Here is a 23018-nt window from a genome sequence, read left to right as displayed (position 1 = left end):
GAATGTTCCTTTACACGCGGTGTTTTCTCAGATTGGTTTTAGGTCCGCTTGCTGTAATCGCTCCGAACCAATCAATCAGGAGCACACCGCATGCGGAAGTTTGCCGTTTCCAGCTTTTCTTTTCTCCTATGTTTGTCTCCCGCAATCGCACAGACCGATCGCGCAACTCTCACGGGAACCGTTACCGATGCTCAGGGTGGCACCATTCGTGGCGCAGTCGTTATCGCAACCTCACAAGCGAGTGGCCTGACATACAAGGCAACGACGAATCAAGCAGGCGTGTATGTAATCAGTTCTCTTCCAGTGGGAACCTATACCGAAACCATCGTTGAAACCGGCTTCCGCCCGGTACAGTTCCAGTCTTTCGCTCTTCAGATTGGCGAGACACGAGAGATGAATGCGAAGCTTGCAATTGCTGCGGCGGATACCGTGGTTGAGGTAAGCACCGAAGAGGATGATCTGAATCGCGTATCCAGTGAGATTGGCGGCGTCGTCCACGGAGCGCAACTCAATGAACTTCCGATGAATGGCCGTAGCTTTGAGCGTCTCGAAGCTACCGTCCCTGGAGCGGTGGATGCGGCGGGTAGTACGCAAGACCAGATCCGCTTCGTAGGCTTGTCTCAGGAAGACAACGGCTTTCACATGGATGGTGTCGATGCTTCGGGTATCAATCACCAGTTCCAAAAGCTGGACATGCGCCTCCAGATTCCGGTCGAAGCGATCTCTGAGTTCAAAGCGAGCAGCGCAGCGTATAGCGCTGATCAGGGCGGTTCGGCGGGTGGTCAGATTGAAATCGTAACCAAGTCGGGCGGCGATAAGTTTCATGGTTCTGCATGGGAATATCTTCGCAACAATATCTTTGATGCCAGCCCGTGGAACTCCAAGGGACTTCCGACGTTGCGGTTGAACAACTTCGGCGCCAACATTGGCGGTCCGGTTCTGAAGAACAAGTTTTTCTTCTTTGCCAACTGGGAAGCTTACCGGCAGGTTCTTGCGCAACAAGTGACCGGTATCGTTCCAACGGCGGCGTACCGTACCGCAGCCATCGCGAAATCGCCGGCACTGGCAACCATCATCAATTCCTATGTGAGTGGAGGTACACCCACCTCTGATCCGAATGCTCTCTCATTTACCGGTAGTGGTCGAAACCCGGTACAAGAAGATGCCGGCATGATCCGCCTGGACTACAAACCGAATGGCCGCACCACAATCTTCGGTCGTTACAGCACGGATCACTTCAGCACCACAGCACCAAACGGAATTGAGATTACGCCGAACGGGCAGCTTTCAACCTTGTTCAATACGCTAACTGCGCCGAATGCCGTTATTGACGTTTCCCATAACTTCTCATCGTCGATTTTCACGGATCTTCGCTTCGGTTATAACCGTGCTGAGTATAGCGAAGGTGGCGATCAAACGCTGCCGTACAACGTAGCAGTGACCGGCTTCAGCACCCTCGTGACGCCTGCTACCGACGACCGTTTTGATACGGCATATAGTGTGGTCGACGATACGACTTTCGTGAAAGGAAAGCAGGTCTTCAAAGGTGGCTTGCGTGTCCGTCGAGTGCAGGAAAACAAGAACACACCGAAGATCCCTGTTATCACATCGACCTATCTCAACGAATCAAACTTTCAGCAGAACCTGATGGATTCCTATGCCTACCAGGGCGCTGCAGCCATGACTGGACAGCGCCAAACAGAGTACGGCGCTTACCTTATGGACACCATTCGCCTGAAGCAGAATCTTATCCTCACTGCAGGTTTGCGTTATGACTTCTGGAGCGTGGATCACGATGTCCTCGGACGTGGTGTTGTTGTTGATCCCTTAACCTGCCCAAATGTCCAATGCCCCTCTGGTAGCGCCTGGTACTTTCCCGATCGCAATAACCTTGCACCGCGCTTGTCGCTTTCCTGGTCACCTGCAATGTTCCACAACAAAACTGTAATCAGCGGCGGTGGCGGCATCTTCTATGGTCAAGGGCAGTTTGGTCACCAGGGCGCGGCGATCGGAAACATTCCGCAACGCTTCACCCTAGCACAGACAACGACGCCAGGCCTGAGCTTTCCAATCGATCCGTATCTCGGCAATGCATCGTTGAGTGTTAGTCCCACAGGGCAAGACCGCAATCGCAAAGATGCACAGATCAGCGAGTGGACTGTGAGCGTACAGCAGCAGCTGGCTAAGGGGACGTCCATGACGGCTTCTTACATCGGTAGTGTGGGCAGCAGCCTCTGGAGCAACGTAGTCGCCAATGGCGTTGATCCTTCGACAGGCGTCCGCCCTTACGCAAGCTATACGAAGTCAACCTTCACGTGGGATAGAACGCAAGGCACACGAGCATACAACGCCCTTGAACTTGGTGTGCATCGTGATTACCGCACTGGCCTGCTGATCTCAGCTAACTATCAGTTCGCGCATTCAATTGATGATGGTTCGGTGGGCGGAGCAGAAGCGATCAGCCCGCAGAATCAGACATGCATTCGTTGCGAGCGTGCAAACAGCCAGTTCGACATGCGCCACTACGTCTCCGGAAGTGCGATTTGGAAACTCCCTGTCGGACGTGGTCAAGCGTTTCTCAGTAATGCCGGTCCACTTGTGAATACGCTCCTCGGTGGATGGCAGATGGCAGGCATCGCAAGCATCCGCGGTGGTCTTCCGCTCAATGTGACCATATCGCGTTCGGCGACCGCGTTGCCTGACCAGATCAACAACAATCAACGCCCGAATCGCATCGTTGGAGTGCCACTTTATCCTTCCAATCGCACAACGAAGCAATGGCTAAATGCCGCCGCGTTCTCGGTGCCAGCAAACGGAACCTGGGGCAATGCTGGTCGCAATCTTGTGCGCGGTCCTGGACACTGGCAGGCGGATCTAGCCCTACAAAAGACGTTCAAGATCTGGGAAAGGCTTAGCACGTCCTTCCGTGCGGAAGCCTTCAATGTCTTCAATGTCGCGCAGTATGGAAGCCCGGTTGTAGCACTTAGTTCTTCTGGTTCGGGAAGCAATCTGCAGATCGTCCCAGGCAATTTCGGTTTGATCAACAGTGCATTTAGCACGGTTCCTACCGGTAGCGGTACGCCACGTCAGCTCGAACTAAGCCTTCGCATTGACTACTAAGCAGAGGGCGCAGTTCGTAAGAGGAACTGCGCCTCTTTTTCTACAAATGAAGACCATGGAGAAGAGTGTGAATCTAAGTAAGGCCGCAACTGCACTGCTTGCAGTAACTTCGATAGCTATTCCGGGATTGTGCCAGAAGCCGGTACCGAAGCCTCCTCAACCCACCACGTTCCGGTTTCTCAACCCCGCGGATGTGAATCCGGTGCATCTGCTTCCGCCGCCTCCCAAGGATGGATCTGAGGCGCAGACGCGTGAGATGGATGCGGTGAAACACCTTATCCAAACACGCACAAAAGAACGTCACGATCAGGCGCATTGGGACGCGAGCCATGAAGATACATCTCCCTGGCAGGCGGCAATCGGTCCGGATTTCGATTTCAATAAATTCACGGCTACGGCGAAGTTATTGGCGGACGTGTTGAATGATCAGACTGTCGCAACCAGCGCAGCAAAGAACTACTTCAAGCGGAAGTTTCCCGTTGCTGCTGCGATGCCCGGAGATACCTATGGCCAATGGAGCTGTGACGATGAAGATCGCAAGCCAGAGTCACGACCTTTGCGGTCGTATCCAAGTGGCCACGCCACTATGGGATTTACGTTTGGTGTTGTGTTAGCCGATCTCGTCCCCGAGAAGGCACAAGCGATTCTCACGCGTTCAAACGAGTATGCCTATAGCCGTGAGGTGTGCGGTGACCACTATCATTCCGATGTTGAAGCTGGTCACGTCCTTGGGACAGTGCTTGGAACGCTTCTGCTGCACAATGAAGCGCTGAAACCGGAACTCGATGCTGCGAGACAGGAACTTCGTCGGGCCGGTATCACGAAATAGAAGCGTGTAAATAAAGGGCCAACGGTTCTCTTGCTGGCCCTTTTCTTCAGCATTTCATGTGATGCGGCTTCTTACGCAGCTTCGCTTCAGAGGATATTCAGATGGTTCGACATACGCTTGCACGAATGAAGAACCGAAACTATTTGTGCATGCGGATGTTGACGGTCTCCGCGCTTTTCCTCCTGCCAGCCTCTCTCCTTGGGCAGTCCAATGTGACAGGACATGTGTCTGATCCATCGGGAGCGAGTGTTGCTGGCGCAAAGATCGTTGTCACTTCTGGCGGCAAACAACAGGCAGGAATTTCCGATGCAAGCGGAAACTTCCAAGTTCAACATGTTGCATCGGGTAGTTATCGCGTTCATGTAGATGCGATAAATGGGTTCACCGCTTATGACCGGACGTTTACTGTGGGAAGGATCCCCGTCCATCTGTTGATAACCCTTAGGATCGATTCGGTAGCGCAGGAAATTGTCGTTGCTCCGGAGCCGGATGCCGTATCACTCGACAATGGCAACAATCGCGACCAGATTAGCGCAGACGCGGCGTTGTTGCAGTCGGTTCCGGTCTTTGATCAGAATTTCGTTGCTGCGCTAACACCATTTCTTGATCAGAATACGGTCGGTACTGGTGGTGTCACCATCATGGTCGATGGCGTGGAGCGTAAGACCACCGGCGTATCAGCATCGGCGATCTCAGAAGTCCGCATCAATAGTGATCCATACAGCGTGGAGACGAGACAGCCGGGCCGTGGACGCATCGACATCATCACGAAGCCCGGAACGCCGCGAATCCATGGCAGCCTGAATTTCACGTTTCGAGATTCAGTGACCGATGCCAAAAACTATTTCGCCACGACAAGGCCATTCGAACAGAAGCGGATATACGAAGGTTCAATTACAGGCCCGGCCGCGCTCGATCACCACACAACATTTCTTCTTTCCGGAAGCCGACAGGAAGACAACCTCCAGTCGATTGTGCATGCGGTTCTGCCTTCTGGGACCTTTGATGCCAATGTTCCAACACCAATGCATGACACAGAGTTTGCGGCTCGCGTTTCGCATGACTTTTCGGATGCGAATCGCGTGTCCTTTCAATACAACGTCAGTGATGTGGTGACCCGAAACCTGGGGGTTGGCGGGCTTGTATTGCCCGATGCAGGCACAAATCAGAGAGTGCGTGAAGATGACGTGATCTTCACGCAACGCATCATCATCACGCCTTCATTGCTGAACCAATTGCAACTGTTCTACGAGCAGGATTATGGTCCGACTCGCAGCGCGACGAACGCTCCCAAAGTGATCGTGGATGGCAACTTCACAGGCGGCGGTGCGCAGGCAGATGCGTTGCAGAACGAAAACAATCTGAAGATCAACGACACCGTAAGTTGGACGCACGGGCGGCACTACGTCACCTTCGGCGTCAACATTCCCAACCTGAGTCGAAGGGCATGGCATGACGACACGAATCGCCTTGGGACGTTCAGCTTCGCGAGCCTTGGAGACTACGAAAGCGGCCATCCTTATTCCTACACGCAGCAGGCTGGTCCCGGGCGTTCGATCTTCTGGATGAATGAACTCGGTGCATTCATCCAGGATCAATTGCAAGTCAGCAAGAATCTTCAGGTGTCCTTCGGCCTTCGTTATGACTGGCAGACATACTTCAAAGCTTGGAATGATTTCGGACCGCGTGCCTCGTTCGCCTATCGATTGAAGGATGCGAAGACCGTGCTTCGTGGCGGTCTTGGAATGTTCTTTGACAGAAGCGGTGCTGCTCCAGAAGCGGATCTGAATAAGTACAACGGCGTGACTCTTCGGGCCGTTACCCTGCTTAATCCGGGATATCCCAATCCTTATCCAACGAGGTCGGATATCTATTCCTATCCCACAAATCTGGTCACGTTGGAGCCGGGTGGGCGAGTGCCCTATGCGGTGAACTACAGCCTGACGCTGGAGCGTCAATTGATGAAAGGGCTTACCTTTGCTGCGACCTATCGCGGTACACAAGGCATCGCGCTTTTACGTTCAAGAAATGTCAATGCGCCCGTGCCGCCTCAATACAGCGTTGTGCTTGCCCCCGCGGTTGGGATCGTGCGCCAGTTGGAATCGAAGGGAAGACAGATCGGCAACACGCTCGATCTGACTGTTCAGGGCAAGGCTGGCCGATGGTTTTCAGGAATGCTGCTGTACACGTTGAGCCGCACGAACAACGACACAGGCGGAGTGACCTGGTTTCCCGCAAATCAGTATTCCATGGCAGGCGAGTATGGTCGATCGGATCTGGATCAGCGTCATCGGTTCAACATGCTCGGGTCATTCAATCGTGACCATTGGCTAAACCTTGGTGTAGCCGTCAAGCTGTACTCCGCATTGCCTTATACGGAGACGGCTGGTGTAGACCGCTATAACACCGGACTTCTGAATGCGAGGCCAGATGGCATTTCGCGAAACACACTGCGGGGTGGCAGAGTGGCATCGTTGGACGTGCATTGGAGTAAGGAAGCAGAGTTAAGGCTAAAGAACGGCGACGTGCATCCTAAGCTGAATTTCTCTGTCGATGCATTCAACGTTACGAATACTGCATCGTTTACCTCCTTCGTCGGCAATATTCGTTCGACGTTATTTTCCCAACCCACTACAGCAATGCAGGCACGAAGGGTTCAGTTCGGAACCGGACTGACATTTTAGGCAATACAGAACGTATCCGGTGTGTTGCCGGAATACAAACACAAGACCACTCCAAGGAAAAGTTATGATCAGCCGCTACCTGTCTCTGTCTGTCTTCGCTACATCCTTGCTTTGCGCAAGCGCACAGAGCCCTTCGCCACTTCCTGCTAACTACATTCACGTCAGTGCACCCATGGCCCAGCGTCTGGTCCTTGCTGTTAAGGCGAAGCACCCGGAAATCAAAAAGCTTGGCTTGCATGCGACTCCTCCGAATGCCGCTGAAAACGCGATTATCGGGAGCGATATTGCTTCGAAGATCGGCAAGAAATCTTCCGAGCCTGATATGAAGAAGGTCATCGCTGCCAAACCCAGCGCAGAGCGCATTGATAAAGAGGGCATCTATGATCTGTTCCTGCCTGTGACGGATGCACAGGGCAGAGATATCGGTCAGGGCTTCGTGGTGATGGAAGTTCCGTTCGCCAATGCTTCCAATGCCGAGGATGCGCTCCATATTGGAGAAGCGATTCGCAACGAAGTGCAGCAGCAAATTCCCAACCGCACAGCTCTGTACCAATAACCGGCGAATCCCTTCAAAGGAACCGATCATGAAAAAGCATTGTCTGAATGTTCTCTTGTGTTGTGCGACATCTGTAAGCCCACTGCTTGCGCAGCAAGCGACCACCGCAACGGGGGCGCCTCTTAGCCCCGTAAATACATTTGCTTTGCCAAAGCTCGGTGTGGGCAATTTCGATCACCTTGCCGTGGATATCACGCGAAACCGCCTCTTTGTTACACCGGAAGAAGCGAAAATGATTATCGTTCTCGATGCGAACGCTGGCACGATACTCCACGAGGTCGCAGTGGAGCGTCCACACGCGCTCTTCTATCGTCCAGACACGGATCGTCTCTACGTGACTGACGGTCTTGATGGTTCTGTGCGCATCTTCGACGCGAACAGTTTCCAGCAAGTGGAGCGTGTTCCATTGTGGAAGGACGCGGATGCGATGGGTTACGACATTTCAAAACGTACCCTTTATGTCGCAAGCGGAGGAAAGGATCTTGGAGAGAAGTCGTCTCACTTGAGTGTTATTGATACGGCAACGAACCGGAAAGTTCAGGACATTGCGATTGAAGGCGAAACCTTGGAAGCGATGGCCATGGATGTTTATCGTCCGAAGTTGTACATCAACAACACCGCCAGAAACACCGTTACGGTAGTCAATCGTTATACGCATTCCGTGATCGCGAATTGGCCATTGAAGTCCTGTACCAACAACGTTGCCATGGCTCTCGATGAGCCGCACCAGCGCCTCTTTGTAGGCTGCAGAAGCAAACAGATTGTCGTGATGGATACCAATACTGGTGCTGAACTGCAGACATTGCCTATACACGATGGCGTGGACGATCTGACGTTTGATCCGGCGTCGCACCGTATCTACGCTTCAACAAACGGATTTGTCGAGGTGTTCGAGCAGCAGGACCTTGATCACTACACGTCGTTGGGAAGTGTGGTTTCAGCGGAGAAGGCAAGGACATCTCGGTTAGTTCCAGAATGGAGCAAGTTCTTTGTAGCGGCACCAAAGAGTGCTTCATCACCGGCCCGCATCTTCGCGTTCGAGCCTCAAAATACACCTTCACCTCCTGCACCCAAAGTGGAGGTGAAGGAGGCTGTAAACGCGCCGTATGCTCTCCAGATCCTCTCTGAGGAGATGACGCAGCACCCGACTCTCCGCAAGATGGGCCTGCATGCAATTCCACCGGGGCAGCAGGCGATGGTGATCATTGCGAACGTGAATGAGACTCGCATTGGAGTACACACATCCGCAAGCGATTTTGCAGCAACCAAGGAAGGCAAGACCGCGGGACCTCTCATCAAGGACGGCCAGTTTTTCAATATGAAGATGCCGCTGTTTGATGCTCTGGGAAAGACCATCGGGATCCTGGTGATGGAGATCCCGCACACCGATGTATCAACCGAAGAAGAAGCGGCGCGAATGGCAGAAAGTATTCGCGCTGAAATCGCCAGGAAAATTCCTACTGTAAGTGCGTTGTTCGCTCACAACTAAGCAGGCATGCGCGGCTAAGCGTGAGGGGGAGATATGAGGTTGCGCTCCCCCTCATGCGAAGCAACTGAAAAAGAGACCTCAAAGGAAGACCCCTTCCCGAGTTCACTTTCAACACGGATATTTCCGCCATGCAGATCAAGAAGACTCTTTGCAATCGCCAGACCCAGACCACTGCTGCCGTCGCCCGGAGTGCGCGCCGAGTCTACGCGGTAGAAACGCTCAAAGATCTTGTCGCGGTGTTCCTTGGCGATTCCAATGCCAGAGTCGACAATTGTGAATCCGCATCGCCGATCCTCGCGCCATGTCGTCAATCGAATGGTTCCACCCGAGTGCGTATAGCGAATCGCGTTGTCGACGAGAATCATGAGCACTCGCTCTGCGACAACCTGGTTTCCTTGTACGGCAAGCGGCCCGTCGTTGGATTCCGAGATCAACTTGATGTTCTTCAATGCGGCTTGTGTTCTTGCTCGGGGAGTCATGGCTGAAACCGAAGCAGATAGGTCGAACAGCTCCTTGTTGCCTGTGTACTCCTCCAGCCCGCCGCGGGCAAGTGTGAGTAGATCACTAAGGAGACGAGCCATAGAGTCGCTCTCCTCTACGATGTCGTTCAGCCCTCGCTGAACGCGGGTGCGGTCAGTGATATCCATCAGCAATAACTCTGCAGTGGAACGCACAACCGCGACAGGCGCGCGCAGTTCATGCGATGCATCCGCTGTGAACTGTGCGATGCGGTCATAGGACTCTGAGATGCGATCGAGCATGGAGTTGATCGTGTTCGACAGCTGGTCGAGCTCGTCGCCGTTCCCCTGGAGGCTGAGCCGAAGTTCCAAATGACGGGCGTCAATCGTCTGTGCCGTGGCCGTGATCCGGTGTACCGGGGCCAAAACTTTGCCGCTCATCCAACGCCCAACCAAAGCGGCAAGGCAACCTCCAACAGGAATGCAACAAACCAGAAGGAACATGATCCGGTTAAGCAATTGGTCGTACTGTGTCTGATCGACGGCGGCTTGCAGAGTAAACAGGTATGTCCCGACATGTGCGATGCGGCTCATGGTCCGGTAAGAATGCCCGGATCGTAATTGATTTGCACCTTGAAGATCGCGGGCATTCGTCGGCGCACTCGCAACAGGGATCATCAAATCCGGCTGGTAAACAAGCTTGCCATTCGCATCAAGAACGCGGAACATCTTGCCGCGGGGCATGAGTGCGGAGTGTTCTCGAAGCTCCTCGCCCAGATTGTCCATGTCGTGAATTGCCAGCTTGTGCTGGAGAAAGGCATCGATACCGTTGAGGCCTGAGACGAGCTCCTGATCGGCGGCTTCGCGCACGCCCCACGCCGCAGCCCCGTACACAGCGGCACCGAGGAGCAGCACAGTCAATACAACGAGGCCGCTGTACCAAAGTGTGAGTCGGAAACGGATCGTATAGGAGTTCATGGATAGCCTGCAGTCAGCTTGTAGCCGAAGCCACGAACGGTCTGAATCAGTTTTGTCTCGTGACCTGAGTCCACCTTGAATCGCAACTGCTTCATGAATGCATCGAGCGTGTTGTTCTCAACGGTCGTTTCGTATCCCCACACGGCATTGATAATGGCATCTCGTCGCAATACCACGTTGGGATTCCGCAGTAGGTATTCCAGTATCAGATGTTCGGTTCGCGTGAGTGAGATGGCTTGTCCGGCCCGAGTTGCCGCATGAGTGACCGCGTCCATCCTCAGATCGCCAACCTCGTAAATCAGTTGCGGGGACGCCGTTCCTCGGCGCGCCAGTGCACGTAGTCGAGCGAAGAGTTCGTCAAAGGAAAATGGTTTTGTCAGATAGTCATCCACACCGCAGTCCAGACCTCGAACAATGTCGGACTTAGCGTCGCGAGCGGTCAGCATCAGCACGTGAGCGGCAACGCCGCTCTTGCGAAGCTCCCTGGCGATAGAAAAGCCATCCATGCCCGGAAGCATCGCATCGAGGAGAATGAATTCGAACGTGAAGTCTCTACCGAGCTCTAAAGCCTCTTTACCGTCGGCGACAGTTGTCACCCGATAAGACTTTTTTTCGAGCGCATCTTTCAAAACGGACGATAGCTTCGGATCGTCCTCCACTACTAGGATTCTCACAAAATCTGCCTGAGACTGACGGTATCCAAAATGTCTTGATTCTTGATGAATATCCAGTCGCTTTGAAGCGCTGTCGCATCGGCTGGCATGTCTCGTCCTGAGCCGATGCGACAGCGCGACACGTCTATGGCTTCGGCTCAATTGTCAACAAGCTGAAGGAGCCAGTAAGAACTGGACCGCGCTTCTTTCCCGCTAGTACAGGTCCGAACTTTGCAGCTGCGACGAACAGGCGATGGCTTGTCGGATCGACGGTCATGTTGCGCGAACCAACAGGTGTGGTCACGGTCTGGACAACGTGATATTGATTCGGATTGTCCTGGTGAATCACCGTAAGTGTGCCGTCTGCATTTGATTCGAAGACATTGCCCGTTCCCGGGTCGTATCCGCCGCCGTCAACGCCGGCTCCGATGGGTGCCGTTGCGACTACCTTGCCTGCCAGGTAGTCCGAGGCGGCCATTTTGCCGCCGCGGCACCCGCTGAACAAGCGATGATGCGCGGTATCAATCGCCATGGAAACGGGCTGTGTGCAGGGTGCGGTGGACCAGCGGCGCTTTACCGTCGCTGTCTTGCCATCGATTTCGACGATCTCGTTCTTGTCCTCAAGATTGGCATAGATCATGCCATCGCCCGCCGAAACGCCATACTCTGGTTTACCTCCGAGCGGCAGATTCTTTATGAAGCTTCCCGTGCGAGCATCGATCACGGTGGCTGAGTTCGCGTCGCCATTCAGACTGAATACCCGACCCGACGGAGCGTCAAAAAGGATGGCATCGGCGTCCTCAGCCGCGGGGATGCGCTTGAGCACCTTCAGCGTCTTCAAGTCGAACATGACGACGGACTTATCTTCACTGGAAGTGGCAAAGCCGTGACCAAAGGCAGTTGCAACCGCGGTTCCATGCGCTCCATTGATCCCTTGCACTTCTCCAGACAGCTTTCCCGAATCCTGATCAATCACCATGAGCCGTGTTTCGCGCGCAATGAACAGGCGATGATTCGCCGAATCCGGGACAAGGTAATCCCATCCACCTTCACCCCCGAGAACGGAGGTGTGCGTCACCTTATAGGACGGAGCCGACTGCTGTGCCATGAGTGGGGCTGCAATACCGATTGCAAGCAAGAGAGAGGGAAGACGCATTGGAATAGATCTCCTTGGAGGCGATATGGTCTGTTACCCATAATTCGCCCTCGTGGATTCCAACCTAACCAACGATCCTTAAACCAATCTGAATTTAGTCGGGGAACAGTGATGTTGATGCCACCATTGCAATCTGAGCTGTGAGGGCACCTCTCGGGAACTCAGGACGATTGCGCGGATGGCAAGCCATGTGGCACCACACAGTTCCGTCGTGTAACAACCTCTATGTTCTTTGGTCTCTTTCCCTCCTAGTCTCAGAGTTGTTCGCTGAGGCTCTTCGATCGTGACGTCTTGATCTGAGCCTGACATTTCGAAGGGGCTTTTAACGGTGACGATAAGATTCGCTTTCGCAGTAGCGGCGTGGCTATTCTGCACGTTGTGTGTTGTCGCTCAGAACTCTGTCGGTACTAACGGGAAATTTGCGGGACACTGGGTCGCAAACACATCGGGTAACGACATAACCACGTCCTCGTTTGTGACAGAAGTGGTGAACAAAGGGACAGCCGGAGGACCCGCGGGTCTGCATGTGATTCTCGGTACGGCACAAGGTCAATTGGACGTTGCTATAGGACCTTACGCTCCCAAAGCGGTCTCCGAAATTACTGTGGGCAGCAAACTGCAGGTTACGGGCAAGATGGAGACGGTCAACGGCAAGAGCTATCTCTTCGCCAAGCAACTCGTTTTGAATAACGAAACGTTCACGATTCGCAATCATCGAGGAGTCGTTCTTCGTCACCGCACTAAGGCGCGCGCTCAGTCGCAGCCCATGCAGAACGGAGCACTCTAATGACGATTCGTAACGGTCTCTATGTCGCTTTTGCCTTTGTTGTCGCCATCATGCTGGTGGGTTGCAGCGGCGGTTCCGGATCGGGCTCCGGCCCCACACCGACCAATCCGATTAGCGTTGTATTTGTGACTGCGCCACCATCGACTTTGTCGACGGGTGGGACAGCTGGTGTTGCTGCTTCAGTGAACAACGACACGGCGAACGGCGGCGTAACCTGGAGCGTTAGTTGTGGAAGTTCATCTTGCGGCATCTTCAACCCGACCTCTACAACGAGCGGAGCGTCGACGACATATTCTGCACCGGGTGCCGTTCCTTCCGCTTCCACGGTAACGATTACAGCAACCTCCGTTACGGATAAGACCAAATCTGCAAGCGCAACCGTGACGATTACGGCCCCATCCACGCCTAAGATAGCTGATGGAACATACGTGTATCACCTGTCTGGCCAGGACAACAATATGTCGTACTACGTGGGCGGCGCCATCACGGTGAAGAGCGGCTCCATCACAGGTGGCGAGGAGGACTACACGGATGCCGACAATCTCGGAACAAATTCGTTGATCCCTGCGAGTTCGAGTATCACCTTCACCAACGGCAATACACAGTTTGTGTTGGCCACATCGGATCCGAACATTGGTGTGAACGGTGTTCTGACGCTGCGCGGCACTCAGGTCTCTGCAACACGCTTCATCTTGTCAGAGTTTGATAGCTTTGGCGCGGCAACTGGATCGATGGATCTCCAAACGAGTACAGCAACACCAAGCGGCGGATACGCTTTTGCAACTACCGGCGTCGATTCCACCTCGGACGAAAATCAACTCAGTGTCGGTGGCATTTTGAGCTTCAACAATGGTGCGCTCAACACGACTGGTAGCATTTTTGATTTCAACGACGCAAATGATAACCAGAACACGGGCAATGCATTTGTACTGTTGGGACAAACCTTCACCTCGGGTGCGGTAAGCACGCCCGACCAGTATGGAAGAATCTCGATCAGCTTGGCGCCGAATTCGAGCGTGGTTAAGCCCTTCGTGCTAACGGGCTATGTACTCGATGGCAAGACGGTACAGGTTCTGGAAAGTCAGTCAGACAGTCTGAACGCAGACCTCGGTGGAACCATGCTCGCGCAAGGATCGAATGCTGGCCAATTCAGCACCGCCAGCGTTGCCAATACAACTTACGTACATGGCGCGATCGGACAGGATCTCAACGGCCCCGTGACGTTTGGTGGTTATCACACCTTCGCCAGCAACGGCTCGGTTTCGGGGCACCTGGTTGTGAACGATCTTACAAACACAGGACGCGGCATCTACTCTGGCGCAACGTACACTGTAAGCCCGTTGGGGCGGGTGGTGGTGAGCAACATTGTGCCCGACGCATTCTCCAACGCCGCTTTTACGTTCATTCTTTACCTGGACGGCAACGGCAATGCAGTAGAGATTGGTGCGGACAGCATTCAAGAAACCAGCGGCCTGGCGTTTGCACAGAATGGCCTAAGCGACTATGAGGGAACCTATGCGCTCTCGGGTATCGGCTTCCTGAATGGCCCCGCGTACGAGCAACCATTTGGAGCGGTAGGCCCGGTTACTATCAGCAACGACAATCTGAGCGGCTTTACCGACTACACATCGCAAGATCAGAATCTGTTGAGCTTTGCGCCGACGCCGTTCGATACGTACTCAAACACTGGAGTGACCGGGACAGAAAGCTCTTCCGGACTGTTCCAATTGACCGGATTGAACTCGCTCTCATTCAGCATGTCCAGCGGGTACGCATACTATCCAATTGATAGCAGCCGCGTGATGGCGATTGAGTTGGATGGCAATGCAATGAGTCTGCTAATGTACGAAAACGCTCAGCAGACAACAGCGAGTCACTGATTCTGGGTTGAGTATGGTTAGGCGACTCGCACGTCTTCATTGAGTGAGAGTCGCCTTACGATTCTGAGGCAATTGCTCTAACAGAGAGATTTTGGAAACATCCAACACGAGGGCCCACGAAGCCGTGTCCGACGGAACTGTGAAGAGGAGAACCATGTTCACGAGCATCAATCCCGCCACAGGCGTCGAAGTGGCAACCTATCAAGAAATCGACCCTGTGGAATTGGAACGGCGCCTTTTCCTGGCTGCCTCTGCCTTCAAGTCCTGGCGGATTTCACCGATGACAGAGCGGCAGGTTTTGCTTTCCAGGATTGCAGATAATTTCGAGGCAAATAAGCATCGCCTTGCTGAGATGGCCACGATCGAGATGGGTAAGACGTATCTATCCGCAGTTGCTGAAGCCGTGAAGTGCGCCACGGCCTTTCGATACTATGCTCAACACGGTGCTGAGCTCTTGCAAAGCACAAGAACAAAATTACATAACGGCAAGACCGCTGAGACAGTATGGCTTCCGCTGGGAGCCATACTCGGGATCATGCCCTGGAACTTTCCATACTGGCAGGTTGCCAGGTTCATTGCTCCGACAATCATGGCTGGCAACGTGGGACTGTTGAAGCACGCTCCAAATGTCCAGGGGTGTGCAGCTCTCATTGAAGAGATGGTTCTGGCTGCCGGGGCACCGACTGGAGTCTTTCAGAATCTTCCTATTCCACTCTCAGCGGTTCCAGATTTGATTGCTGACGATCGCGTCGCTGCGGTAACCCTTACCGGCAGCGAACGAGCGGGCTGTGCCGTGGGAGCGCAAGCTGGGGGAGCGCTGAAGAAAGTTGTCCTTGAACTAGGGGGCTCCGATCCGTTCATCGTGATGCCTTCTGCGCTTCTTGATGAAGCTGTTCCTCAGGCAGTCAAGGCTCGAATTCAAAACACGGGACAGTCCTGCATCTGCGGCAAGCGGATGATTGTGCATACGGATATCTATGAAGAGTTTCTGGAGAAATTCGTCGTAGCAATGAAAGCGGTTAAAGCCGGAGATCCTATGAATCCAGACATCGACATGGGACCTCTTTCGAGCCTTGCGCAACGCGATTTGATCTTGGAGCAGATTGAGAAAGCGAAGCAGGAGGGTGCACGACTCCTCGTAGGCGGAGAAGTTCTTGAGGGCAAGGGAGCGTATCTATCTGCGGGAGTGTTCGTGGATGTGCCGACAGGCAGTTCTCTCACGCGGGAAGAAATCTTTGGACCTGTAGCGATTGTCTTCAAAGCGAACGATATCGATGAGGCGATTCGCATTGCGAATGATGTGCCGTATGGGCTCGGCTCTTCAGTCTGGACGAATGATCCAGCCGAGCAGGAGCGGTTTGCTCGTGAGATAGAAGCCGGGATGACTGCGTTCAATCAGATACTCGTGTCTATGCCAGAAGTTTCCTTTGGAGGCATCAAGCGATCTGGTCACGGCCGAGAGTTAGGTTCGCTGGGGCTGCACGAATTCATGAATGCCAAGACGGTACTACATTCGTACTAATTACACGACGATGGCATCCATGATTCCGCCCGTAGTTCTGTGGGTAGCGGTCCTCTTCAACGGGGAAGGGGACCGAGGATGCTGATCTTATTCTGTTCGCAGAGTTCCGCAAGCCTCTTGAAGTCTGGGGGCGTGGGTTCAGGCAACGTATGGCGGTCTTGAATTGGTGTAGCCATCTCCAGCATCATCCCGACGAAGCCAACCTTGCCTCCGGGAATTGCATGGACGAGCATATGGGAATTTTTGTTACTGCTGCTCCGAAATCCATGCGGTACGCCGCGAGGCAGGAAGATGTAGCTTCCGGGCCCAGCCACACTCTTTTCTCCGTTGAGAATGACCGTCAACTCACCGTCAAGGATGTAGAACGCTTCGTCTTCATCGTGATGAAGGTGGTAGGGCGTTTCGAAGTCGGGCGGTGCCGTGGTGTGAATCAGAGAATATGCGCCTTCTCCTATTTCGTTTAGAGCCAAGACAAGATGAAGAGCGTTAAGGAACCAGTACGCAGGTGCAGTGTCAAGATTGACGATGGGTGGTTTGGAAACCATAGATATTGATCCTCGGGAATTAGCAGCCGTGGGACGATGCAGATTGAATCTGAAGAAATGCTACCTTTCCTGAAGTTTCGAAAATATAGCGGACGCTACACGGAAGAACGTGTGGAAGTGCACGGGTGACCGGTCGAACGCACATGACCAACGCTTGGGTGCAGCGAAATGCCCGCCACACTGTAAAGAGCCTGCGTTTCGTATAAGCCCTTCATCGCGGGGTCCGCTTTCAGGTTCAAACGCTAATAGATGGCCAGCCTTCTCGGCAGCGAGCGAGACACCGTTCTGTGTGTCGCCGTTTACGCTGTCAGCATCAATCTCTTTCATGAATTACGAAAGGCTGTTGGCCAATCTGTTCCGCGGATCTCTTGTTCCTTGGTCCCTGCGTCTCCCTCAAGAAAACGATGAAAGTTAAAACAGCGGAGCGCAGGCAACCGCCGTCAAGCCGCACAGGAAAAACACGAACATCCATCTCAGAATGGTTCTGGAACGCGCTGGTGCGGCACAGAATTCATGCCACACAAACACACCCCAGCAGGCTGAAATCATCGTGGCGCCTTGACCAATGGAGTATGAAACCGATGGGCCGACAATGTTGGCGCGCGAGGCTACAAAGTTAGCCATTGCACCTGTGCACCAGATAGCTCCTCCCAGCACGCCCCACAGATGCCACGAACCGTTCGCCTGCCAATAGCCCTGCATCGGGGCGGGTTCGCGGCCATCGAGAGGGAAGCGCATGAAGAAATAGTTCACGGGGATAGCGCAGATAGCCACGCCAAGTGCGAAGAAGAGAAGCGCTGCATAGGGGCCGGGAGCATCTTCTATCGTCATGGCCTTTGAAACGAACGGATAGAAGGTTCCCATCAAGAGTCCTGCGATCAAACTAATGATGATGCCACGACGGCTCATGGCTGCGTGTTCGGTTTCCCGCAACCGATAGGCGATGGCATCGAACACGATGGCTGCCGTAACCAATGCAATACCGACAAACAGAAGGAGAGGATTTCCCTTAGGGGAAATGATGTAGGTACTTACTGCACCCACGATGAGTGCAAGGCCAATACCAACGGGAAAGGCCACGGCCAGGCCTGCGATGTCGATCGCCGCAACCAGCAACAAATTCGCAATGTTGAAGATCGCACCGCCCGCCATCGCGAGAAGGATCGAATGTTGCCCTGAGTGAACGATGTCTGCGAAAAAGGAACGCCCTGCGACTCCGTGGCTTCCAAGAGTCACACCCCACACGACTGCCCCCGCAATCAGGCCGATAACGTAGTCCCAGTAAAACAACTGGAATCTGTAGCCAGGACAGAGCTTCATCGAGTTTGCCCATGATCCCCAGCACAGCATGCTGAGGATCATGAACAGAAGTGCAATACCGTATGTTTCAGGCTGATACATGGAGCGCGTCCCTTTCAGTGAGGTGATTTAGTCAATTCTGGGACCGAGCAAGATCATCCATTCGAGACTGACTTTGAATCCTTTCAGAAAACAGGAAGACTACGATACCCACCATTTCAGTCGCATGAACCAGCTTGAGACGTCACTTCTCGAACCTGAGGGCGGCAGACGGGAATCGGCCGTCGGAGGCACTCTTCGTCGCGCCACAGCGCCATTTTCGCTCCCCAAAAGTCATTACTTTGTCACGGTGGACGAAATCCACGATTTATACCTCATTTTGGTATGACAATGTGGGGATGATGCAGACCATGGCGCAAACCTCGTCCGACCACAGCTCCGGCATCGTTGGGATGGGACCGCAGGCCCAGATACTGGTAGTGGAAGACGACGTGCGGATGCAGAAAATCCTCTACCGGCTGTTTCGGGAGAGTGGCTATGCCGTCAGTGTGTGTGGCGACGGCCAGTCGGGATTGGATACATTTCGCGCGACGCGTCCGGCTGCGGTTGTCCTGGACCTGATGCTGCCAAATATCTTTGGGCGCGATTTGTGCCGCATGCTGAAGTCTGAGCGGCCGGAGACGCCTGTCGTGATTGTCAGCGCCATTGGGGAAGTGGCTGACAAGGTGCTGTTGTTGGAGCTCGGTGCGGACGATTACGTAACGAAGCCGTTCAGCCCTCGCGAATTGATGGCACGCGTGCAGGCAGCCATGCGTCGGATGCAGAAGACGCCGACAGTGGCCACCTATTCCTTCGGCGACTGCGAAGTAGACTTCAGCAAGATGAGCGCGAAGCGGAATGGTGTTCCCATCACGCTCACAGCGCATGAGTTTAAGTTGCTGCGTTACTTCATCGCCAACCCGGAACGGGTGTTGAGCCGCGAAGAGCTCTTGAACGAGGTCTGGGGTTATAACTCGTATCCGACGACACGTACCGTGGACAACAAGATTCTCAAACTCCGGCAGAAGCTGGAACCGGATGCGGCAGAGCCGCAGTACCTGCGCACGGTGCATGGCGCAGGGTATAAGTTTGTTCCATAAGGTAGATTTCGGCCCTTGCCTTCGGACAAACATACTTCCGGAATCCGCACACGGCTACTGCTGCAAATCTCGGTAGCGTGCATTGTCGCGGCCACGTTGCTGTTAAGCATGCTGGTGGTTCGCGGGCGCCTGCGCGAACATGCGAGGGAAACGTTGCAGACGGATCTGCAGCATTCCATTCAGACATTCCAGGATCTGCAAGCGCGACAACGCACGGCTTTGCAACGAGAGAATACGCTGCTGGCTGCGCTGCCCACCCTTCGCGCTCTTATGATTGCACGCGACACCACCACGATTTCCGATGGCGCGCGGGACTTCTGGCGACTGAGTGGCAACGACCTGTTCGCACTTGCCGATCAGGATGGCCGCGTACTCGCAACCTATTCCACAGTGCAAAATGCAAATGAAGAATTGAGCGCAGCCTTACAAAAAGTGCTGTTCGCGCCAGGCAAGCATTACCTCACGTCAGGCGGCAACCTGTTTGAGTTTGCAGTAACCCCCATCTATTTCGGAGCAAAGGAGAGCGGCACTTTGCTCGGCTATGTGATCGGTGGATACCGGATCGATCACGAATTGCTGCAAGAGGTAGGACGCGGCGCGGGGGCCGAGGCGATTTTCCTGGTGGATCACCGGGTGGCTGCGAGTACGCTTCCCGATGTGCAGCAGAACGCGTTGCTTTCTGTGGAGGCCTCTCAGAGAACGGCGCCAGTATTGTTGCAGTTAAACGGGCAACGTTACCTTGCGGCCAGCAGCGATCTTTCGTCGCGCGCGGACGTGCCTGTGCATCTGGTGGTGTTGAAGTCGCTGGTTGCCGTGGATCGTGCGGAGGCCGAGATCCGCAGCGTCATCCTATTTGCGGGGCTGCTCTCCATTGGCGTGGGTTGCGTACTGATGTTGTTGCTTGCACGCAGCGTTACAGCACCGCTGGAAAGGCTGGCCTCCGCGGTGCAGGCGTTCGCGGAAGGAAATCGCGACTACGTGCTGCCCTCAGGCGGTCCCAAAGAAGTGCGCTTTCTCAGCGCCACGCTGGCAGAAATGCGGGAAGAGATTCAGAGGAAGAACAGCGCTCTGCTAGAGTCGGAGCGACTGGCCACTATCGGCCGGATGGCAAACTCCGTGTCGCACGATCTGCGTCATTATCTGGCTGCCATCTATGCGAACTCAGAGTTTCTAGCCTCTCCTACAATGCCGCCGGAAGAACGTGCAGAGTTGTTTGAGGAGATTCGGCTAGCGGTGAATGGCACGACGGATATGCTCGATGCTCTTCTGCTCTTTGGCAACACGGGGTCTTCGTTGCGGCGTAGCCCCTCGCCGGTGGCGGCAGTAGTGGAGAGATCGATGTTGCTGGTGCGGTCGCATCCGGATGCAGAGCGGGTCACATTCAAGATGGTGGAAGTAACCGCGGACACCTTCGCAGACATTGATGCCCGCCAGGTGGAACGCGCGATTTACAACTTGTTGCTGAATGCAAGCCAGGCCGCCTCCGAAGCAGATGGTGTGCGTGAAGTAGCGATATCGATTACAGGATCGCAGGATGCGATCGCCGTAACGGTGAGAGATTCCGGCCCCGGCGTCCCGGATGGTATCCGGCATAGCCTCTTTGATCCCTTTGTCAGCAAGGGTAAGCAGAAGGGAACCGGCCTTGGACTTACGCTTGCGCACAGTGTGGCGCAAGAGCATGATGGCAGCGTGGAGTTGGTGAGCAGTCGTCCGGGTGAGACCATCTTCCGCCTGACGTTGCAGCGCCATTCGCAAGGCGTGGCTTCACAAACCCCGCATATCGATGATCTGGTGATTCTATGAAGCATGCATGGACAGTGCCGGTACTTGTCACACTCGTGCTGCCGCCCATGCTTTGTGCGCAAACACCTGAAACGCCACAGGACCGTTTGAAGCGGCTGAGCACCGCGATAGCGCAGACACAATCCCAGATGAAGGCATATGAGCAACAATTGCAGGAACTGCAGAAGCAGGTTGACGCATTGCAGAAGGAGCTTGGCAACCATCCCTCCGAAGAGGTTGCCGGTCCATCGCAGGTAGTACGCCCAGCACCTGCGGACACGACGGAGGAGATTCAGGAGCGACAAGCGATTGCGGAATCGCAAATCGCAACGCACGAGCAGACCAAGGTGGAGACAGAGTCAAAATATCCGTTGCGCTTGACCGGTCTGATCCTCCTCAACGGCTTTATCAATACCCACCGTGTGGACGATGCCATTGCTCCAACATACGCTCTGAATGGGGATGGCAGCACTGGCCTCTCGGTGCGCCAGACGATTCTTGGTTTTGATGCGACTGGGCCACATTTGTTGGGAGCTGAAAGCCATGCGGATTTGCGCGTCGACTTCTTTGCAAACGGATCGCAGCAGACCTACGGAGCTTCGGGGATCTTGCGTCTGCGGACAGCGCATGCCTCCCTGGTGTGGGAGAAGACGGAAGCCTTCTTCGCGCAGGACCGGTCATTGTTAGCGCCCAATGTGCCGACGTCGTTAGTGTCCACAGCGCAGCCGAACCTGTCGTGGAGCGGCGATCTGTGGACATGGAATCCGCAAATAGGAGTGCGGCAGCGCATTCCATTGAAGTCTTCTCAACGCCTGGAAGTCGCGGCGGCGCTTCTGGATGTACAAGACCCGCTGTTGCCAAACGCTACTTCGTCATCCACGGTGACGCGCGCAGAGCGTAGTCGCTGGCCGGGCCTCGAGGGACGTATCGGATATGCCTCGGGACAACAGGACGAAGGTCCTGCTGTCGGTGTTGGTGGGTACTTCGGTCCGCATCGCACTTCAGAGGGGTATCGGTTCAATGCGTGGGCAATCAGCGGCGATCTGCGCCTTCCTATGGGACGCTACGTGCAGCTTACGTCGAACGTCTATCGAGGTGCAGGTCTTGGCGGTTTGGGAGGCGGTGGCTATGTCGATTATTTCTACCCAGCAGGCAAGGATGACGTTGCGCAAGCACTGAATGATGCAGGCGGATGGATCCAGTTCAAGTTCCGCCCAGTAGAACGCCTGCAATTCAACGCAGGATATGGCATTGATAATCCGTTCGCCGCGGATATCCGTTCTTCACTGGCTGGTACACCGTCCTATACAGGACTTTCAAAAAATCGTGACGCGTTCGGGAATGTGATTGTGTCTCCAAGCAAGTATCTTGAGTTCTCACTCGAGTACCGTAGATTGTGGTCGAACTATGTCAACAACGTGTTGCGTCTATCAGACGCTATCGGTCTGGCAGCGGGGTACCGCTTCTGATGAAGACTCTCCCGTACGCAATCTGTCTGTGGGGAATGCTGCTTACTGTGCGTCCTGTACCCGCTGCTGAGGTGACGGCGCGGCTCGTGCAGTCAGACAAAGGGAAGGAACACATGCCTCCCGCGGTACTCTGGCTTAAGCCGTTGCAGGGGAAGGCGGACTTTCCTCCGTCCAGTAATTTCACGTTGCTGCAGAAAAACAAGATGTTTCACCCGCATCTGTTAGTGGTACCGGTGGGCAGTACCGTGAGCTTTCCAAACGCCGATCCGTTCTTCCATAACGTGTTCTCCATGTTTGATGGGCGGCGCTTCGATCTTGGGCTCTATGAGGCAGGATCCACGCGAACCGTGTCATTTACGCGCGAAGGAATCTCCTATATCTTCTGCAATATCCATCCGGACATGAGTGCGGTGGTGCTGTCGCTCGTGACTCCGTACTATGCGATCGCAGATTCGAGTAATGCTTTTCATATTGCCGATGTGCCGGATGGTGACTACGAGCTGCATACCTGGGTGGAGGGACGACGTGGGGAAAAACCTCCGCGTCGCGTACGCATATCACAGGGCTCAACAAACCTCGGCGATATTGAGACGGGCCAGCGCGAGGAACCGCAGGACCATCTGAATAAGTTTGGCAAGCCTTACGATGCATCTCATTCCTCCTATTAAACGC

17 protein-coding genes are annotated in these 23018 nt (G+C 54.3%); 12 read left to right on the top strand and 5 right to left on the bottom strand.

Features of this window, described 5'->3' with window-relative positions; translation table 11 throughout:
- The first annotated feature begins 90 nt into the window (after window positions 1-90).
- The 5 genes from M504_RS05255 (at window position 91) to M504_RS05235 (ending at window position 8678) form a co-directional block, all read left to right on the top strand.
- Window positions 91-3120, top strand: a complete 3030-nt coding sequence (locus tag M504_RS05255; protein ID WP_047488786.1) for a TonB-dependent receptor — start codon at window positions 91-93, stop codon at window positions 3118-3120.
- A gap of 67 nt (window positions 3121-3187) precedes the next feature.
- Window positions 3188-3949, top strand: coding sequence for a phosphatase PAP2 family protein (locus M504_RS21095; protein WP_198137527.1), 762 nt, complete (start codon window positions 3188-3190; stop codon window positions 3947-3949).
- 149 nt (window positions 3950-4098) lie between these two features.
- Window positions 4099-6633, top strand: coding sequence for a carboxypeptidase regulatory-like domain-containing protein (locus tag M504_RS05245; protein ID WP_047488784.1), 2535 nt, complete (start codon window positions 4099-4101; stop codon window positions 6631-6633).
- Between the two features lie 64 nt (window positions 6634-6697).
- Window positions 6698-7189 (top strand): hypothetical protein, encoded by a 492-nt coding sequence (locus M504_RS05240; RefSeq protein WP_047488781.1) that lies wholly within the window; start codon window positions 6698-6700, stop codon window positions 7187-7189.
- A 28-nt stretch (window positions 7190-7217) separates the two neighbouring features.
- On the top strand, window positions 7218-8678 hold the full coding sequence (locus M504_RS05235) for a YncE family protein (RefSeq protein WP_047488779.1): 1461 nt from the start codon (window positions 7218-7220) through the stop codon (window positions 8676-8678).
- 14 nt (window positions 8679-8692) lie between these two features.
- On the opposite strand, the gene M504_RS05230 is transcribed toward M504_RS05235, so the two are convergent.
- The 3 genes from M504_RS05230 to M504_RS05220 all read right to left on the bottom strand — a co-directional run bounded on the left by M504_RS05230 (window position 8693) and on the right by M504_RS05220 (window position 11923).
- Window positions 8693-10114 carry a cell wall metabolism sensor histidine kinase WalK gene (locus M504_RS05230; RefSeq protein WP_052200429.1) on the bottom strand — a complete coding sequence of 474 codons (1422 nt, stop codon included), beginning with the start codon at window positions 10112-10114 and terminating at the stop codon, window positions 8693-8695.
- Window positions 10111-10773, bottom strand: a complete 663-nt coding sequence (locus tag M504_RS05225; RefSeq protein WP_232296165.1) for a response regulator transcription factor — start codon at window positions 10771-10773, stop codon at window positions 10111-10113. The genes M504_RS05230 and M504_RS05225 overlap by 4 nt, the downstream gene beginning before the upstream one ends.
- A 139-nt stretch (window positions 10774-10912) precedes the next feature.
- The gene (locus tag M504_RS05220; protein ID WP_047488774.1) at window positions 10913-11923 is read right to left on the bottom strand and encodes a YncE family protein; all 1011 of its coding nucleotides are present in this window, start codon (window positions 11921-11923) and stop codon (window positions 10913-10915) included.
- A 328-nt stretch (window positions 11924-12251) separates the two neighbouring features.
- Here M504_RS05220 and M504_RS05215 point away from each other — a divergent pair, with 328 nt between their 5' ends.
- The 3 genes from M504_RS05215 (at window position 12252) to M504_RS05200 (ending at window position 16112) form a co-directional block, all read left to right on the top strand.
- Window positions 12252-12710 carry a hypothetical protein gene (locus M504_RS05215; RefSeq protein WP_156993558.1) on the top strand — a complete coding sequence of 153 codons (459 nt, stop codon included), beginning with the start codon at window positions 12252-12254 and terminating at the stop codon, window positions 12708-12710.
- Complete coding sequence (locus M504_RS05205) at window positions 12710-14590, top strand: hypothetical protein (protein WP_156993556.1); 1881 nt, start codon at window positions 12710-12712, stop codon at window positions 14588-14590. Before M504_RS05215 ends, M504_RS05205 begins: the two co-directional genes overlap by 1 nt.
- Window positions 14591-14744: 154 nt before the next feature.
- A complete protein-coding gene (locus tag M504_RS05200; RefSeq protein WP_047488762.1) occupies window positions 14745-16112 on the top strand; it encodes an NAD-dependent succinate-semialdehyde dehydrogenase in 1368 nt (455 codons plus the stop codon).
- Window positions 16113-16168: 56 nt separating this feature from the next.
- Here the strand turns inward: M504_RS05200 and M504_RS05195 are convergent, their stop codons facing one another.
- Together M504_RS05195 and M504_RS05190 are read right to left on the bottom strand one after the other, a co-directional pair.
- Window positions 16169-16657 (bottom strand): cupin domain-containing protein, encoded by a 489-nt coding sequence (locus M504_RS05195; protein ID WP_052200428.1) that lies wholly within the window; start codon window positions 16655-16657, stop codon window positions 16169-16171.
- 411 nt (window positions 16658-17068) lie between these two features.
- The gene (locus M504_RS05190; RefSeq protein ID WP_047488758.1) at window positions 17069-18058 is read right to left on the bottom strand and encodes a GRP family sugar transporter; all 990 of its coding nucleotides are present in this window, start codon (window positions 18056-18058) and stop codon (window positions 17069-17071) included.
- A 308-nt stretch (window positions 18059-18366) separates the two neighbouring features.
- Between M504_RS05190 and M504_RS05185 the strand changes: the two genes are divergently transcribed.
- Genes M504_RS05185 through M504_RS05170 form a run of 4 tightly spaced genes read left to right on the top strand, consistent with a single transcriptional unit; the run spans window position 18367 to window position 23014 of the window.
- Entirely contained in the window at window positions 18367-19095 is a 729-nt protein-coding gene (locus M504_RS05185) for a response regulator transcription factor (RefSeq protein ID WP_232296164.1), read from the top strand.
- 15 nt (window positions 19096-19110) lie between these two features.
- Window positions 19111-20898 (top strand): HAMP domain-containing sensor histidine kinase, encoded by a 1788-nt coding sequence (locus M504_RS05180; protein ID WP_047488755.1) that lies wholly within the window; start codon window positions 19111-19113, stop codon window positions 20896-20898.
- Window positions 20895-22346: a hypothetical protein gene (locus M504_RS05175; protein WP_232296163.1), complete on the top strand. Its 1452-nt coding sequence runs from the start codon at window positions 20895-20897 to the stop codon at window positions 22344-22346. Before M504_RS05180 ends, M504_RS05175 begins: the two co-directional genes overlap by 4 nt.
- A complete protein-coding gene (locus M504_RS05170; RefSeq protein ID WP_052200427.1) occupies window positions 22346-23014 on the top strand; it encodes a hypothetical protein in 669 nt (222 codons plus the stop codon). The genes M504_RS05175 and M504_RS05170 overlap by 1 nt, the downstream gene beginning before the upstream one ends.
- Window positions 23015-23018 lie beyond the last annotated feature (4 nt).

The organism is Terriglobus sp. TAA 43 (assembly GCF_000800015.1).
In the GTDB taxonomy this organism is placed as follows: domain Bacteria; phylum Acidobacteriota; class Terriglobia; order Terriglobales; family Acidobacteriaceae; genus Terriglobus.
Note: the sequence above shows the minus strand (reverse complement) of the source record. Positions and strands in the feature narration are given on the sequence as shown.